Source organism: Phenylobacterium parvum (assembly GCF_003150835.1).
Classification (GTDB): domain Bacteria; phylum Pseudomonadota; class Alphaproteobacteria; order Caulobacterales; family Caulobacteraceae; genus Phenylobacterium; species Phenylobacterium parvum.
Window position 1 is genome coordinate 182,348 of sequence record NZ_CP029479.1, and the last position, 14,373, is coordinate 196,720.

The window sequence follows — 14,373 nt, forward strand, 5'->3', positions numbered from 1 at the left end:
GTTGCCCTGGCATGACGCCGCTCGACACCGCGCCCGCCGTCCAGTCCCGCCCCCGCCTCGTGGACGGGTTCGGCCGCGCCGTGACCTATCTTCGGGTCTCGGTGACGGACCGCTGCGACCTGCGCTGCGTCTATTGCATGGCCGAGCATATGACCTTTCTGCCCAAGGCGCAGGTGCTGACTCTCGAGGAGCTTGAGCGCCTCGCGTCGGCCTTCATCGACCTGGGCGTGCGGAAGATCCGCATCACCGGCGGCGAGCCGCTGGTCCGCAAGGGGGTGATGGACCTGTTCGGCGCCCTGTCGCCCCGTCTGGCCGCCGGCGACCTGGACGAGGTGACCCTGACGACGAATGGCACCCGCCTGGAGACCTTCGCCGCCGGCCTGGCGGCGTCCGGCGTGCGGCGGGTGAATGTCTCCCTGGACAGCCTCAATCCCGAGACCTTCCGCCGGCTCACCCGGGGTGGCGACCTGGCCCAGGTCCTGCGCGGGCTTGAGGCCGCCCGGGCCGCCGGCCTCGCCGTCAAGATCAACGCCGTCGCCCTGCGGGACGACAACGCCGACGAGCTTCCTGACCTCGTCGCCTGGGCCCACGCCCAGGGTTTCGACGCCACCCTGATCGAGGCCATGCCCATGGGCGAGATCGACGTGGACCGAAGCGACCAGTTCCTGTCGCTGCGGGATGTCCGGGCCCGGCTGGAAAGCTACTGGACCCTGACCGACCTTGACCTGACCACCGGCGGTCCAGCCCGCTACGTCCGGGTGGCCGAGACCGGCGGGCGGCTGGGCTTCATCACCCCCCTCAGCCACAACTTCTGCGAGCTCTGCAACCGGGTGCGCCTGACCTGCACGGGGACCCTGCACACCTGCCTTGGCCGCGAGGACGCCAGCGACCTCCGGGCGGTGATCCGCAGCGGCGCGTCGGATGGCGAGCTCCGCGAGGCGATCCTGCGGGCCATCGACGCCAAGCCTGAGGGCCACGATTTCCGGATCGACCGCAACGCTCCGCCCTCCGTGCAGCGGCACATGTCCACGACAGGGGGCTGACTGTGGCGAGGGTGCTCCTGTTCGGGCGGCTCGCCGACATCGCCGGCTGGCGGGAAAGGGACATTCCCGCCCGGACCCTGGCCGAACTGAGGGGCCGGATCGCGATGGAGGACCCCGCCCTCTTCGAGGCCCTGCAGGCGCCGGCGGTCCGCACCGCCGTCGACCAGTCCCTGGTGAGCCTGGACGTCGATCTCGGGGCCGACTCAGAGGTTGCCTTCCTGCCGCCCATGAGCGGGGGCTGAGGCGTGATCCGGCTGGTCAGCCAACCCTTTGATCCCGGCGAGGCCCTGGCCGAGTTCTGCCGCGACCGACGCGAGACGGGGGCCGTCGCCAGCTTCACGGGCCTGGCCCGGGCCGAGGCCGGGCAGACCACCCTCCTGGAGCTGGAGGCCTATCCCGGCTTCACCGAAAAGGAGATCGCCCGGCATGAGGCTGACGCGCGGGAACGCTTCGGCCTCCAGGACACCCTGATCCTCCACCGGACCGGCGCCATCCCGCCCGGCGAGGCCATTGTCTTCGTCGCGACGGCCGCGGCGCACCGCCGCGCGGCCTTCGAGGCCTGCGACTTCCTGATGGACTACTTGAAGTCCCGGGCGCCCTTCTGGAAGAAGGAGACGGGCCCGGACGGCGCGCGGTGGATCGAGCCGACCGAGCGGGACCGAGACGACCTGGCGCGATGGGAGACCCAATGACCTCTGCGACCCCGATCACCCTCACCCCCGGAGGCCGGATCGACCCGGCCCGGCCCTTCGTTCCGGTCCGCATCGCCGTCCTGACCGTCTCGGACACCCGGGATGAGGAAAGCGACACCTCCGGACATGTCCTGGCCGACCGGGTCACGGGCGCCGGGCACGTCCTGGCCGACAAGGCCATCGTCCGGGACGACGTCGATGAGATCCGCGCCCGGATCCTGGCCTGGGTCGACTCCGGCCAGGTCGACGCCGTGATCAGCACGGGCGGCACGGGCATCACCGGCCGGGATGTGACGCCAGAGGCCGTGGAGCCCCTGTTCGACAAGCGCATCGATGGTTTCTCGGTGGTCTTCCACCTGGTCAGCTTCCAGTCCGTGGGACTTTCCACCCTGCAGTCCCGCGCAACCGCGGGCATCGTCAACGGCGTCTTCGTCTTCTGTCTCCCGGGGTCGAACGGAGCGGTGAAGGACGGCTGGGACAAGGTCATCCAGGCCCAGCTCGACAGCCGCCACGGGCCCTGCAACATGGTCGAACTCATGCCGCGGCTGCTGGAAAAGTGAGCGGACTGACCCACATCGACGCCGAGGGCCGGGCCCGGATGGTGGACGTCTCCGACAAGCCGGAGACCGCCCGCGAGGCCGTGGCCGAGGGCTTTGTCCGCCTGGCGCCCGAAACCCTGGCCCTGGCCGTCTCCGGGCAGGGTCGCAAGGGCGACGTCCGCGCCGTGGCCGAGATCGCCGGCGTCATGGCGGCCAAGCGGACTTCCGACCTGATCCCCCTCTGCCATCCCCTGGACATCTCGAAGGCCGAGGTGGCCGTCGACGTCGACGGGGAGCGGCTGAAGGTGACCGCGCGGGTGCGGACCACCGGGCGCACGGGCGTGGAGATGGAGGCCCTGACCGCGGTCAGCGTGGCCTGCCTGACCCTCTACGACATGCTCAAGGCCGCCGACCGGGGCATGGTCATCGAGGACGTCCGCCTCCTGTCCAAGTCCGGCGGGCGTTCCGGCGACTGGATCCGCGAATGAAGCTGATGACGGTCGAGGCCGCCCGGGCGGCCATGCTGGCCGCCATCCGACGGCTGGGTCCGGTCGAGCTTGCATTGCAGGACGCCTTGGGCCGCATGCTGGCCGAGGACATCCACGCCGTCCGCGACCAGCCTCCCTTCACCAATTCCTCCATGGACGGCTGGGCGGTCCGCAGCGCCGACGGTCCCGGGCCCAGGAAGATCATTGGCGAGAGCGCCGCGGGCCATGGCTTCGAGGGGCCCCTCAGCGCCGGCGAGGCGGTGCGCATCTTCACCGGGGCGGCCCTGCCTGCAGGCGCCGATGCGGTCGTGATCCAGGAGGATGCCCGCCGGGACGGCGAGACAGTGGAGGTCCCTGCCATCGAACCCGGCGACAATGTGCGCCAGGCCGGCCGCGACTTCCGGGCGGGCGGGCGGCTCCTGTCCGAGGGGCTGAGGCTAGATCCCTGGCGTCTTTCTCTCTGCGCCTCCGCCGGGCGTGACCGGGTCCGGGTGGTCCGCCCCCCACGGGTCAGCCTCGTCTCAACGGGCGAGGAGGTCGTGGAGGCGCCGGCCGTTCCCGGGCCCTGGCAGATCTTCGACTCCGGCTCGCCGGGCCTGGAGGCCATGCTGCGCACCTGGGGGGCGGAGACCCGACGGGTGACCGGCGTGCGTGACCGTCGGGAGGCGGTTCGGGACGCTATCGCCGCCGCAGACGGGGACCTCGTCGTCACTCTCGGCGGCGCCTCGGTCGGCGACCACGACCTGGTCCGCGCAGCCGCTGGCGACCTGGGGCTGGACATGCGCGTCGAGAGCGTCGCCGTCCGTCCCGGCAAGCCCACCTTCTTCGGCATACTGGGGGATGGACGTCCCCTTCTGGGCCTTCCGGGCAACCCGGCTTCCGCCTTTGTCTGCGCCGAGCTCTTCCTGCGGCCCCTGGTCGCCGCCCTTGAAGGGCGACCGTCCGCCCCCTTCCTCCGGTCCGTCCGTCTTGTGGGGCCCCTCCCGGCGAACGGCCCCCGCGAGCACTGGATGCGGGCCCGGCTTGTCCCCGGCCGGGATGGGGAGGCCGTGGAAGCCTTCCTGGATCAGGACTCCTCACTCGTCAGGGTATTCTCCGAGGCCGACGCCCTGCTGCGCCGCCTGCCTCACGCTCCCGCCGCCGCCGCCGGCGACGCTGTGGAGGTCCTGCCCCTCCTCAGGGGCTGAAGAACCGGGCCCGGGTCAGGCCTTTCGCCCGCCGCCGAAGCGCTCGGCCATGATTTCGCCGATCACCGAGACGGCGACCGCCCAGGGCGCCTTGCCGCCGATGTCCAGGCCGATGGGGGCGTGGACCCGGGACAGGACCGTTTCCGGCACGCCCGCCGCCCGCAGGGGGGCCAGGCGCTCGTCCAGGCGCCGCTTGGCGCCCAGCAGGCCCACATAGCCCGCCGCGGATGGAAGGGCGGCGGCCAGGGCCTCGCGGTCCACCTCCAGGTTATGGCTGGCGATGGCGACGGCGGTCCAGGCGTCGGTCCCGATGGCGGCAAGAGCCTCCGCGGGGGACTGTCGGCTGTAGGCCAGGCCAGGGACCGGCGGCGGGGCCTCTGGCCCCTTGCCACGCACCAGGGTGGTCTCGAAGCCGGACTGGGCGCCCAGGGCGGCGATGGCCAGGGCGGTGGGGTCGGAGCCGAAGACCACCAGCTTTTGGGCCGGATCGCAGCGGCGGGTGAAGGCGCCGTCCCAGGCCTCGACCTCGCCGGGCGCCCCGCAGGCCCGACGACGCCCGTCTGTGACCCAGTCGGCCGGCCGGCGTGCGGCCCAGGCCTCGAGGAGGATGGCGAGGGCCGGGTCCGAGGCCTCGAGGCGTTCGAGCAGGATCTCGATCCGCGCGCCGCACAGCAGGCGGATGTCCGGCCAGGGGCTGCCCTCGCCATAGACAAGGCGCCGGGGCTCGCCGTCGGCGAGGCAGGCGTATGCGTGGTCGGCGATGTCCGACTCCACGCATCCGCCCGAAAAGTACCCGGCCACGGGGTCGGGGCTCGCATCGCCCGAGTCGATGAAGACCATCTGGGTCCCCACGGGCCTGGGACCGCCGCCCTCGACGGCGACCAGGGTTGCGAGCACCGAGGTGCGGCCGCGCCGCCGTGCGTCGTCCAGGGCGCGGCGGACGTCATCGACGAAACCGAAGACAGGCCAGTCGGGAAGGGGGGTTCTCATGGGGGCCGAATTTAACGTCCTGTAAGCATTTCAGAAACCGCTTCTTCAGGCATTCAGGCGAGGATGCGGCCTCAAGTCACCCAGGGCGCGCCTGAAGAACTCATGTCTTCGCCGGTTTCCAAGCTTGGCCTCGGTTCGGGGCAGTTCGGCCTCGATCAGGCGCCGGTCCGCGGACGTTCGGCCCAGGCCGAGGTCCGGGACATCCTCGAGGTCGCGGCCCGGGCAGGCGTCCGCCTGTTCGACGTCACGGGCCGCTCCGTACAGGCCGAGCGCGAGATCGGCGCCGTCCTGCCCCGCCCGGATCGCTTCAACGTCTGCATCTCCACCATCCGGCCAGACCGGGGCCCCGACATCGTCGAGGCCGAGGCCCGGGCCAGCCTGGCCCGTCTGGGAGTCGAACAGGCCGAATGCATTTTCGTGCCCTCGGTGGCAGAGCTCCTCGGTCCCCATGGCGCCGTCCTCTGGGATCGCCTGAAGGCTCTTCGGGATGAGGGCCTGACCCGGAAGATCGGCGTGTCGGTCTTCGCCTCCGACGATCCCCTCGGCGTGGCCCGCCGCTTCCGGCCCGACATCGTCCAGGCGCCGGCGAGCCTGCTGGACCAGAGGCTGATCAACGACGGGACCCTCGCCGCCATCGCCGGCCTGGGCATGGAGGTCCACCTCCGCTCGATCTTCCTCAACGGCCTGCTGCTGTTGCCGCCGGACCGTGCGCCCAGCCATCTCCGCGAGGCGGCGACGCGCATCTCCCGCGCCCGCCGCATGATCGCCGAGGGCCGGTCCGACCCGCTGCAGGCCGCCCTTGGCTTCGCCCTGTCCCGGCCTGAGGCCTCGGCCGTCCTTGTGGGCGTGTCCTCTGCGGCCGAGCTCAATGCGATCGTCGCCGCCGCCGCGAGCCCTCCGCCGGACCTCGACTGGGACGACATGGCCATCGACGACCCCGACGCCCTGGACCCGGGCGCCTGGGCCGCCGCCTGATCCGCCGGGCTCAGCCCCAGGCGGCGTAGGGGTCGCTCGCGGTTCGCCCAAGGGCCGCCGCCACCGCCGGATGGGTGATTTCACCGCCCAGAACGTTCAGGCCCCGCGCCAGGTGCGGATCCCGCGACAGGGCGTCGAGGCCCGACTCCGCCAGCTTCAGGACAAAGGGCAGGGTCGCCGCGCCGAGGGCCTCCGAGGCGGTCCGGGGAACCGCACCGGGCATGTTGGCGACGCAATAGTGGACCACGCCGTCCAGGACGAAGGTGGGCTCATGGTGGGTTGTTGGCCGGCTGGTCTCGAAGCAGCCGCCCTGGTCTATGGCGACATCGACGATCACCGAGCCGGGGGTCATCCGCGAGAGGTGCTCCCGCCGCAGGAGCCGTGGGGCAGCGGCGCCCGCCGCGAGGACGGCGCCGATCACGACATCGGCCGAAAGGATCTCGGCCTCCACCGCGTCGAGGCTGGAATGGCGCGTGCGGATGCGTCCGGCGAAGAGCTCGTCCAGGGCCCGGAGGCGCGGGAGCGACCGCTCCACCACCGTGACCTGGGCGCCCAGGCCCACCGCCATGCGGGCGGCGTTTGTCCCCACCATGCCGCCGCCCAGCACGGTGACCCGCGCCGGAGGCGATCCCGCCGCGCCGGGGAGGAGGAGGCCCATGCCGCCGTTGTGCTTCTGCAGGTGCTGCGCCGCGGCCAGGACCGACAGCCGGCCGGCGATCTCCGACATGGGCGCCAGCAGGGGAAGGCCCCCCGACGGGTCGGTCACGGTCTCGTAGGCGATGGCGGCGGCGCCGGACCGGCGCAGGCCCTCGGCCTGGGCGGGGTCGGGCGCAAGGTGGAGGTAGGTGAAGAGGATGTGCCGGGAGGTAAGGCGCTCCCATTCCGACTTCTGCGGTTCCTTGACCTTGACGATCAGGTCCGCGCCCTCGAACACCGCCGCTGCGTCGGGCGCCAGGACGGCGCCCGCCTCGGCGTAGGCGGCGTCGGCGAAGCCGGATCCTGAGCCTGCCCCCGCCTCGACAAGGACCTGGTGGCCCTGGGCGGCCAGCTCCCGGACGGCGGCGGGGACCAGGCCCACCCTGTACTCGTCAGCCTTGATCTCGCGGGGAACCCCGATCCGCATGACGCGTCTCCTGATGTCCGCCCGGACTCAGCGCGGGCGGGTGGCGAGGATGCAGTCGGCGAGTCCATCCCTGCGGACGGTTCCCGCCGCTGCACCGATCCGGCCGGACCGGCGCTTTACATATGGGCCCGGTTTGGCCGCGCGCCACTTCAGGGGGCTGGGCAGGATGGCCGCCAGCCTGGCCGCCTGGGCGGGACTGAGGCGGTCGGCGCCGACCCCGAAGTTGCGCCGCGCCGCCGCCTCGGCGCCGTAGACGCCAGGCCCCCATTCAATCGTGTTCAAGTAGACCTCCAGGATCCGCCGCTTTCCCCAGCCCACCTCGATCAGGACGGTGAAGCCCGCCTCCAGGCCCTTTCGCAGGTAGGAGCGCTGGGGCCAGAGGAAGACGTTCTTGGCCGTTTGCTGGCTGATGGTCGACCCGCCCCGGACCCGGTCGGATGTCTCGTTGTGCGCCCAGGCTGCCTGCATGGCCTCGAACTCAAAGCCATGGTGGCTGCAGAAGCCCGCGTCCTCTGCAGCGATCACCGAGCGGATGAGGGCGGGCGACATCTGGTCCAGCGGCCGCCAGGTCCTGTCCAGTCCCTTCCCCTCCAGGGATCGCTGGACCATCAGGACGGTCACCGGCGGCGGGACGAACCGATAGAGCGCCACCAGGGCCAGGGGCAGGCCGACGAGGAATATCCCCGCCAGGACCAGGATCCGCCTGAGCCATCGCCGCCGGGGACGGCCGCTTTCCTCGCCTCTCGCCATGGAGCGAGGATAGGCCATGCCGGCGCCGAGGCAAACGCGCTGACAAGGCCGACGTCCCGGTGCTAGTCAGGAGCCTCGGGGGCGGGTTGCCGTCCCGCAGCGGGGAGGACGAGATGAAGGTCAGCGAAGCGGTCGATCGGCGGGTCTCGATCCGGGCCTTCCGGCCCGAGTGTCCGCCGGAAGCCCTGGTGCGGGGAATCCTCGAGGCCGCGGCGCGGGCGCCGTCCGGCGGAAACCTCCAGCCCTGGAAGGTCTACGCCCTGGCCGGGGCGCCCCTGGCCGAGCTGAGGGCCCGGGCGGCGGCCAATCCCATGGGCGAGACGCCGGAGTACGACGTCTACCCGCCGAACCTCTGGGACCCCTTCCGGACCCGCCGGTTCCAGAATGGCGAGGACCTCTACGCCACGATCGGCATCCCGCGCGAGGACAAGGCGGCCCGGCTTCGCCAGCTGGCGCGCAACACCGAACTGTTCGGGGCCCCCGTCGGCCTCTTCTTCTGCCTCGACCGCAAGCTGGGCCCGCCCCAGTGGTCGGACGTTGGCATGTACATGCAGACCGTCATGCTGCTGGCGGTGGAGCAGGGCCTGGACACCTGCGCCCAGGAGTACTGGGCGCGCTATCCCAGGACGGTCGCCGACCTCCTCGGCCTGCCGGACGACCACATGCTCTTTTCCGGCATGGCCCTGGGCTGGCGCGACGAGTCTGCGCCGATCAACACCCTGCGCTCGGCCCGAGACCCCTTCGAGGCCTGGGGCGAACTGCGGGGCTTCGAGGGCTAAGGGTCAACACCGCCGAAGCTAGAGGTCGATCACCCCGGCGCCGCCGGCCTCATCGCCCCAGGCCAGGCGCCGCGCCTTGCGGCTGAAGGTGAGGGCCGAGATCGATTCGCCCTTCTCGGCCTTGCGCATATCGATCTTCTGGCCGGTCAGGTCACAGGTCCAGACCCGGCCGTCCTCCAGGCCGGCGGCGACCAGGCGCGAGTCGGGGGCGCCCGCCACCCGCGCCACCAGGACGCTTTCCTCGTAACCGACCTCCGCCGCCTGCTTGCCGAGGGGACCTGCGGGGCCCGTGAAAGGCCAGACGACGACCCCGTTGGCGCCTGAGGTCGCCAGCATCTGCCCCTTGGACAGGAAGGCGAGGCTTTTCACCTTGGCCGGATACCCGCCCATCTTGAGGTTCTTGTCGTCGGCGACGCGCCAGCCGTGCAGGGCGTTCTCCTGCATGGCGCTCATGAGGAACTTGCCGTCCGGGCTCCAGGCGAGGGCGATATGGCTGCCGGCCCACTTCAGGATCTCGGGCTTCTGTTCGGCGATCCGGGCGTACCAGAGCCAGGCGCCGCCGTAGGTGGCCGCCGCCAGACGGCGTCCGCGCGGGTCGAACGCCAGGTCCGTCACGGAGCGCTCGTGGGCGAAGGTGCGGCGGAATTCCGGGTCGGCGACGTCGCGGACCTGGACTTCCCGGCCCGCGGCCCAGGCGATGAGGCCGGACTGGGGGCTGGCCGACAGGGCGTCGATCCAGCGGCCGGGAGACCGCTCCAGCGTCACCGGGCCCGAGGCCCGCGTCCAAACCAGGGCGCCGTCGTCGCCACCCGTCAGCAGGCCCTGGCCCGTTGGATGGACGGCGGCGCAGAGGACCGCCCCGTCGTGGGCCTGGTGAACCCCACCGTCCTCGGATCGGACGGTCCCGTCCCCCAGGGCGAACCAGGCGCGGTCTTCCGAGTCGAACAGGGCGGCGGTCACGAAGGCGTCAAAAGCGTAGGTCATGGACCTTCAATAGCGCTGGCGGCCCGCCGAGGGGAGGGGGCGTGTCGGGTTGGGGCTTTACAATCCCGATCCGATTGGCGAAGGGTTTTGCAACACAGCCGGACGTCCAGGGGGCGTCCTGAAGGGAAGGATTGTCTCATGGGTGCGAAGCTGGGCGGCGGAGGCGGCGGGCGTTTCGATCTCGGCCAGAACAGCGACATCAACGTCACGCCGTTCGTGGACGTGATGCTGGTGCTCCTCATCATCTTCATGGTGGCGATTCCCGCCGCCACGGTCTCCATCAAGCTTGACCTGCCGCCGGCCGTGCCGCCGCCGCCCGGGGCCAAGATGGAAGAACCGACCGTCATCAACATCCAGAACGGCGGCGTCTTCATCGGCGAAGCGGCGACCACGGTCGATCGTCTTCCGGCCGACCTGGCCCGCAAGCTGAACGTGCCCGACCCGACGAAGGAGCGCGTCTACATCCGCGCTAACCGCGACGTGCGCTATGGCGAATTCATGCAGGTCATGAACACCCTGCAGGGCAACGGCTACTTCCAGGTCGCGCTGATCAACGAAGAGCTCTGAGCCTTCCACCCTCCGGGGTCGAAGGGGCCCGCCCGGGTGACCGGGCGGGCCCTTTTCGTGTCCGAAGCCTGCCGCCTCAGGCGGCGCAGGCCTCGAAGCCGGCCTTGAGGGCTTCGGGATCCAGGTCCCGCCCGATGAAGACCAGGCGCGAAACGCGCGGCTCGTCCTCGCGCCAGGGCCTCTGGAGGTCGCCCTCCAGGATCATGTGAACGGCCTGGAAGACCAGGCGGCGATCCTCTCCAGCCACACTGATGATCCCCTTGGCCCGCAGGATGTCCGGGCCCTGGGCCTGGAGGACGTCGTTGATCCAGGCGCTGACCCGGGCGCCGTTCATCGGCCGGTCAAGGGTCAGCGAGACGCTGGAGATGCCGGCCTCTGCGGCGTGGTCGTGGGCATGCCCGTGGTCATGGTCGTGATGGTGGCCATGGTCATGGCCATGGTGGTGCTCATGGTCGTGATGGTCGCAGGATTCATCGTGCACGTGACCCGGCTCGCCATGGGCGGGGTTCAGGAACTCGGGCTGGAGCTCGGTGATCCGCTCGAGGTCGAACCCGCCGCGGCCCAGGATCATTTCCAGGGGGACGTTCGACCTCTGGGCCCGGTGGATGGGCGCCAGTGGATTCAGGCGGCGGATGCGCGCCTCGATGTCGCGCAGCTGGGCCTCGGTGACGAGGTCCGTCTTGTTCAGGATGATCTGGTCCGCGAAGGCGATCTGCTCGACGGCCTCCCGGGAATCGCCGAGGCGCAGGGGCAGGTGCAGGGCGTCGACCACCGTGGTGACGCTGTCCAGTTCGGTCCGGGCGCGGACGTCGTCGTCGACGAAGAAGGTCTGGGCCACGGGTCCCGGGTCCGCCAGTCCTGTCGTCTCGACGATGATGGCGTCGAAGCCGCCCTTGCGCTTCATGAGCCCCGAGAGCACCCGGATCAGGTCGCCGCGCACCGTGCAGCAGACGCAGCCGTTGTTCATCTCGAAGACTTCCTCGTCGGCGCCGACGATGAGGTCATTGTCGATCCCGACCTCGCCGAACTCGTTGACGATGACCGCATAGCGCCGGCCATGGTCCTCCGAGAGGATCCGGTTGAGGAGGGTGGTCTTGCCGGCGCCGAGGTAGCCGGTGAGTACGGTGACGGGGGTCTTCTGGCTCATGCTTCTCATCTAGTCCTTCGGGCGGTCCGGGGAAACCTCGGAGGCAAGCCTGGCGGTCCCGCCCTTGGCCCAAGGCCCCGAACGTGTTACAAAGTTACACAAAGTCCGTGACCCTACGGCCGCCCCTGCCCCGGAACCCGCCCGCCTTGACCCTCGCCCGCCTGCCCCTCGATGAGACCGGCGTCACCGCCCAGGTGGTCCGTAACGAGCGGCGCACCTGGCTGGCCGCCCTGCTGGTCGCCGTCGCCTCCGCGGTCCAGGTCGCGGCGGGACTGGCTTTTGGATCGGTGGCCCTGGTCGCCAACGGCGCCCACTCCGGCGCCCATGTCGCGGCCCTGGCCGTGGCGGGCGCCGCCTACCGGGTGGCCCGCGCCAACGCCCACAACCCCCGCCTGGCGCACGGAGCCGGGCGGATCGGCGACCTCGCCGCCTTCGCCAACGCCGTCCTCCTGGCCCTGGCGGCCTTTGGGCTGGCGGTCGAGAGCGTGTCGCGCCTGGTCACGCCCGAGGTCCCCGATTACCCCGCAGCCCTCTATGCAGCGGCGGGCGGCCTGGCCCTGAACCTGGCCTGCATGGCGCTCCTGCGCCCCGGCGCCGCCGACCGGCGGGACCCTTCCGGCGATATCAATCTTTCAGCGGCCCATCTGCACGTGGCGGCGGACGCCGCGGTCGCCGCCCTGACCCTTGCGGGGCTGTTCGCCGCCTGGCGTCTCGGCTGGACCTGGGCCGATCCCGTCGCGGCCCTCGTGGGGGCGGGCCTGATCGCCCATTTCGCCGCCACGATCCTCCGGCGGGCCGGGGCGGCGCTCCTGGACCTGAGGCAGTCCCCCGCCCTCGAGGCCGAGGTCGCCCTTCGGCTGGAAGCGGCCGGCCTGGTCGCCGAGGACGTGCGCGCCTGGCGGACCGGGGCCGGCCGCAACGCCGTGGCGGTTCGCCTCAGGGCGCCTTCCCATGAGGCGCCCGCCCAGGTCCGGCGGGCCCTGGAAGGTCTTTCCGGGGTCAGCCGGATCAGTCTGGACCTGACCTGAGGCGGGGCGGCTTGACGCCGCCGGCCGGATCAGGGCTCAAACGCGCATGCCTTCCCCCTGGCTCCGCATGACACCGCCCCCTCCGCCACCGCCGCCGGGCCTGGGCTGGCGGATGCTTGGGCCGCTCATGACGGTCGCCGACGCCGCCTGGCTCGCGCCTTCGCTCATTGTCCATTCCGTCCGGGTCCTGCCCGATCGCCTGCGACGCCTGCCCGAGACGGCCCTCGACGTGGGCGTTTCCGCCCTTCTGCTGGGGTTCAGGCGCCCTGTGGCCACCCTCTCAGCCGTCCTGGCCGTCACCATGGGCCCGATCGCCGCGGCCGGCGCCGCGCCGCTTTTCCGCACCCTTGAGCCCTCCGCCAACGCGCCCTCCCGTGAAGCCGCACGGTCTCCGACCCGGCGGGATGCTGACCTCGCCGCCCGCCCGGCCCCGCCGGCCCCCGCCGGCTTTGCTGAACGCCTGGCCGCCCTGGACCCCGGATTCCCGCGACCGGTCGGCATCGCCGTCATGGACGTCGGGTCCGGTTGGCTCGCGAGCTGGCAGGGCGACCAGCCCTTCCCGCAACAGAGCGTCTCCAAGCTCTGGGTGGCCCTGACCATCATGGACCAGGTCGACGCCCGGCGGCTCGACCTCGACCAGCCGGTGATCCTCACCGACGCCGACAGGAGCGTGTTCAACCAGCCGGTCACCCACCTGATCGAGAACGGGGCCTACGAGACGACGGTCCGCGACCTCCTCCAGCGCGCCCTGATCCAGTCGGACAATGCGGCGAATGACAAGCTGATGGCCCTGGCGGGCGGCCCGGCCGCCGTCCAGGCCTTCCTGGCCTCGCGCGGCATGTCGGGCATCCGCCTTGCCGAAGACGAGCGGCGGCTCCAGTCGCGCATCGCCGGCCTCGCCTGGAGTGCTGAGCTCTCCACCTACGGCGCCTTCGAGGCGGCTCGGGCCCGACTGGAACCCGAGGCGCGCGCCGCCTCGATGCAGGCCTATGTGGAGCAGCCCTTCGATGGGGCGACCCCCGCCGGGATCGTCCGGGCCCTGGCGGCCCTGCACCGGGGTGAACTCCTTTCCAGGACCTCCACGGATTTCATCCTCCAGACCCTTGGGCGGGTGACCACCGGCCCCATGCGCCTGCGCGGCGGCCTGCCGCCGGGCTGGCGCGCCGCACACAAGACCGGCACCGGCCAGGACTTCCGGGGCGAGACCTTCGGCCTGAACGACGTGGGCCTGGTGACTGCGCCGGATGGACGAACCTACGCCGTCGCCGTCCTGGCCCCTCAGGCGCCCAAGGGCTCGCCCAATCGCCTGCGGGTCTTCCAGTCGGTCTCCGCCGCCCTGGTCGAGCAGTGGGGTGGACAGCCCCTTCCCCTGCCCACCACACCGCAGTCGGACCGCGCCGACTGAGCGTCCCCGCGTTGACTCAGGCGGGTCGGTCTGTATAAGAGCCCGCTTCCGCCCGCGGGGTTCCCTGCGGGCGCCGCTTTCTTTGCTATTTCTTCGGGACGCCAATCATGTACGCGGTGATCAGAACCGGCGGCAAACAGTACCGGGTCGAACCTGGCGACGTACTGGTGGTCGAAAAGCTGGGCGGCGAGCCCGGCGCGGACGTGGCCTTCTCGGACGTCCTGATGCTGGGCGACGGCGCTGCGGTCACCGTTGGCGCCCCCACCGTCGAGGGCGCTGCGGTCAACGCCACCCTGATCGAGACCCGCAAGGGCGAGAAGGTCCGGATCTTCAAGAAGATCCGCCGCCAGGGCTATCGCCGCACCCGCGGCCACCGTCAGCCCGAGACCGTGCTGCGCGTCACCTCCATCACCGGCGCCGGCAAGACCGCCGCCTGGGACGGCGTGGTCGACCTGACGCCCAAGGCCCTGCTGGACGCCAAGGCCCGCAACCTGAAGGCTGTTGTCGCCTCGCTGGAAGCCGCGGCGCCCGTCGCCGCTCCGGCCAAGGCCGCGAAGGCCAAGGCCGCTCCGGCGGAGGCCGCCGAGGCGGCTCCGGCTGAGAAGCCCGCCGCGAAGAAGGCTGCGCCCAAGAAGGCCGCGGCCAAGAAGACCGACGCCGAATAAGCGTCGGAAAC

17 protein-coding genes are annotated in these 14,373 nt (G+C 71.4%); 12 read left to right on the forward strand and 5 right to left on the reverse strand.

Annotation, left to right across the window (positions count from 1 at the left end; genetic code table 11):
- Positions 1-11: 11 nt before the first annotated feature.
- The 6 genes from moaA to HYN04_RS00940 are packed head-to-tail and all read left to right on the forward strand — an operon-like array spanning position 12 to position 3,949.
- The gene (moaA, locus tag HYN04_RS00915) at positions 12-1,043 is read left to right on the forward strand and encodes a GTP 3',8-cyclase MoaA (RefSeq protein WP_110449016.1); all 1,032 of its coding nucleotides are present in this window, start codon (positions 12-14) and stop codon (positions 1,041-1,043) included.
- Between the two features lie 2 nt (positions 1,044-1,045).
- Positions 1,046-1,285 (forward strand): MoaD/ThiS family protein, encoded by a 240-nt coding sequence (locus HYN04_RS00920; RefSeq protein ID WP_110449017.1) that lies wholly within the window; start codon positions 1,046-1,048, stop codon positions 1,283-1,285.
- Positions 1,286-1,288: 3 nt separating this feature from the next.
- Positions 1,289-1,735 carry a molybdenum cofactor biosynthesis protein MoaE gene (locus tag HYN04_RS00925; RefSeq protein WP_110449018.1) on the forward strand — a complete coding sequence of 149 codons (447 nt, stop codon included), beginning with the start codon at positions 1,289-1,291 and terminating at the stop codon, positions 1,733-1,735.
- Complete coding sequence (gene moaB, locus HYN04_RS00930) at positions 1,732-2,295, forward strand: molybdenum cofactor biosynthesis protein B (RefSeq protein WP_110449019.1); 564 nt, start codon at positions 1,732-1,734, stop codon at positions 2,293-2,295. Before HYN04_RS00925 ends, moaB begins: the two co-directional genes overlap by 4 nt.
- A complete protein-coding gene (gene moaC / locus HYN04_RS00935) occupies positions 2,292-2,762 on the forward strand; it encodes a cyclic pyranopterin monophosphate synthase MoaC (protein WP_110449020.1) in 471 nt (156 codons plus the stop codon). Before moaB ends, moaC begins: the two co-directional genes overlap by 4 nt.
- Entirely contained in the window at positions 2,759-3,949 is a 1,191-nt protein-coding gene (locus HYN04_RS00940) for a molybdopterin molybdotransferase MoeA (protein ID WP_110449021.1), read from the forward strand. The genes moaC and HYN04_RS00940 overlap by 4 nt, the downstream gene beginning before the upstream one ends.
- 15 nt (positions 3,950-3,964) lie before the next feature.
- On the opposite strand, the gene HYN04_RS00945 is transcribed toward HYN04_RS00940, so the two are convergent.
- Positions 3,965-4,939, reverse strand: a complete 975-nt coding sequence (locus tag HYN04_RS00945; RefSeq protein ID WP_110449022.1) for an XdhC family protein — start codon at positions 4,937-4,939, stop codon at positions 3,965-3,967.
- 102 nt (positions 4,940-5,041) lie between these two features.
- Here HYN04_RS00945 and HYN04_RS00950 point away from each other — a divergent pair, with 102 nt between their 5' ends.
- Positions 5,042-5,914, forward strand: coding sequence for a bifunctional regulator KidO (locus HYN04_RS00950; RefSeq protein WP_110449023.1), 873 nt, complete (start codon positions 5,042-5,044; stop codon positions 5,912-5,914).
- Positions 5,915-5,924: 10 nt separating this feature from the next.
- Here HYN04_RS00950 and ald read toward each other — a convergent pair whose 3' ends face one another.
- Entirely contained in the window at positions 5,925-7,037 is a 1,113-nt protein-coding gene (gene ald, locus HYN04_RS00955) for an alanine dehydrogenase (protein WP_110449024.1), read from the reverse strand.
- Between the two features lie 27 nt (positions 7,038-7,064).
- The gene (gene mtgA / locus HYN04_RS00960) at positions 7,065-7,805 is read right to left on the reverse strand and encodes a monofunctional biosynthetic peptidoglycan transglycosylase (protein ID WP_422385653.1); all 741 of its coding nucleotides are present in this window, start codon (positions 7,803-7,805) and stop codon (positions 7,065-7,067) included.
- A 95-nt stretch (positions 7,806-7,900) separates the two neighbouring features.
- On the opposite strand from mtgA, the gene HYN04_RS00965 reads away from it, so the two are divergent.
- Positions 7,901-8,566: a nitroreductase gene (locus tag HYN04_RS00965; protein ID WP_110449025.1), complete on the forward strand. Its 666-nt coding sequence runs from the start codon at positions 7,901-7,903 to the stop codon at positions 8,564-8,566.
- An 18-nt stretch (positions 8,567-8,584) separates the two neighbouring features.
- Here HYN04_RS00965 and HYN04_RS00970 read toward each other — a convergent pair whose 3' ends face one another.
- Positions 8,585-9,550 carry a WD40 repeat domain-containing protein gene (locus HYN04_RS00970; RefSeq protein ID WP_110449026.1) on the reverse strand — a complete coding sequence of 322 codons (966 nt, stop codon included), beginning with the start codon at positions 9,548-9,550 and terminating at the stop codon, positions 8,585-8,587.
- A 138-nt stretch (positions 9,551-9,688) separates the two neighbouring features.
- On the opposite strand from HYN04_RS00970, the gene HYN04_RS00975 reads away from it, so the two are divergent.
- Positions 9,689-10,117, forward strand: a complete 429-nt coding sequence (locus HYN04_RS00975) for a biopolymer transporter ExbD (protein ID WP_110449027.1) — start codon at positions 9,689-9,691, stop codon at positions 10,115-10,117.
- A 76-nt stretch (positions 10,118-10,193) separates the two neighbouring features.
- On the opposite strand, the gene HYN04_RS00980 is transcribed toward HYN04_RS00975, so the two are convergent.
- Positions 10,194-11,273 (reverse strand): CobW family GTP-binding protein, encoded by a 1,080-nt coding sequence (locus tag HYN04_RS00980; RefSeq protein ID WP_110449028.1) that lies wholly within the window; start codon positions 11,271-11,273, stop codon positions 10,194-10,196.
- 137 nt (positions 11,274-11,410) lie between these two features.
- Between HYN04_RS00980 and HYN04_RS00985 the strand changes: the two genes are divergently transcribed.
- The 3 genes from HYN04_RS00985 to rplU all read left to right on the forward strand — a co-directional run bounded on the left by HYN04_RS00985 (position 11,411) and on the right by rplU (position 14,362).
- On the forward strand, positions 11,411-12,292 hold the full coding sequence (locus HYN04_RS00985; RefSeq protein ID WP_162599498.1) for a cation diffusion facilitator family transporter: 882 nt from the start codon (positions 11,411-11,413) through the stop codon (positions 12,290-12,292).
- 127 nt (positions 12,293-12,419) lie between these two features.
- A complete protein-coding gene (locus tag HYN04_RS00990; protein ID WP_162599499.1) occupies positions 12,420-13,697 on the forward strand; it encodes a serine hydrolase in 1,278 nt (425 codons plus the stop codon).
- 107 nt (positions 13,698-13,804) lie between these two features.
- Positions 13,805-14,362 (forward strand): 50S ribosomal protein L21, encoded by a 558-nt coding sequence (gene rplU / locus HYN04_RS00995; protein WP_110449031.1) that lies wholly within the window; start codon positions 13,805-13,807, stop codon positions 14,360-14,362.
- The last annotated feature ends 11 nt before the right edge of the window (positions 14,363-14,373 follow it).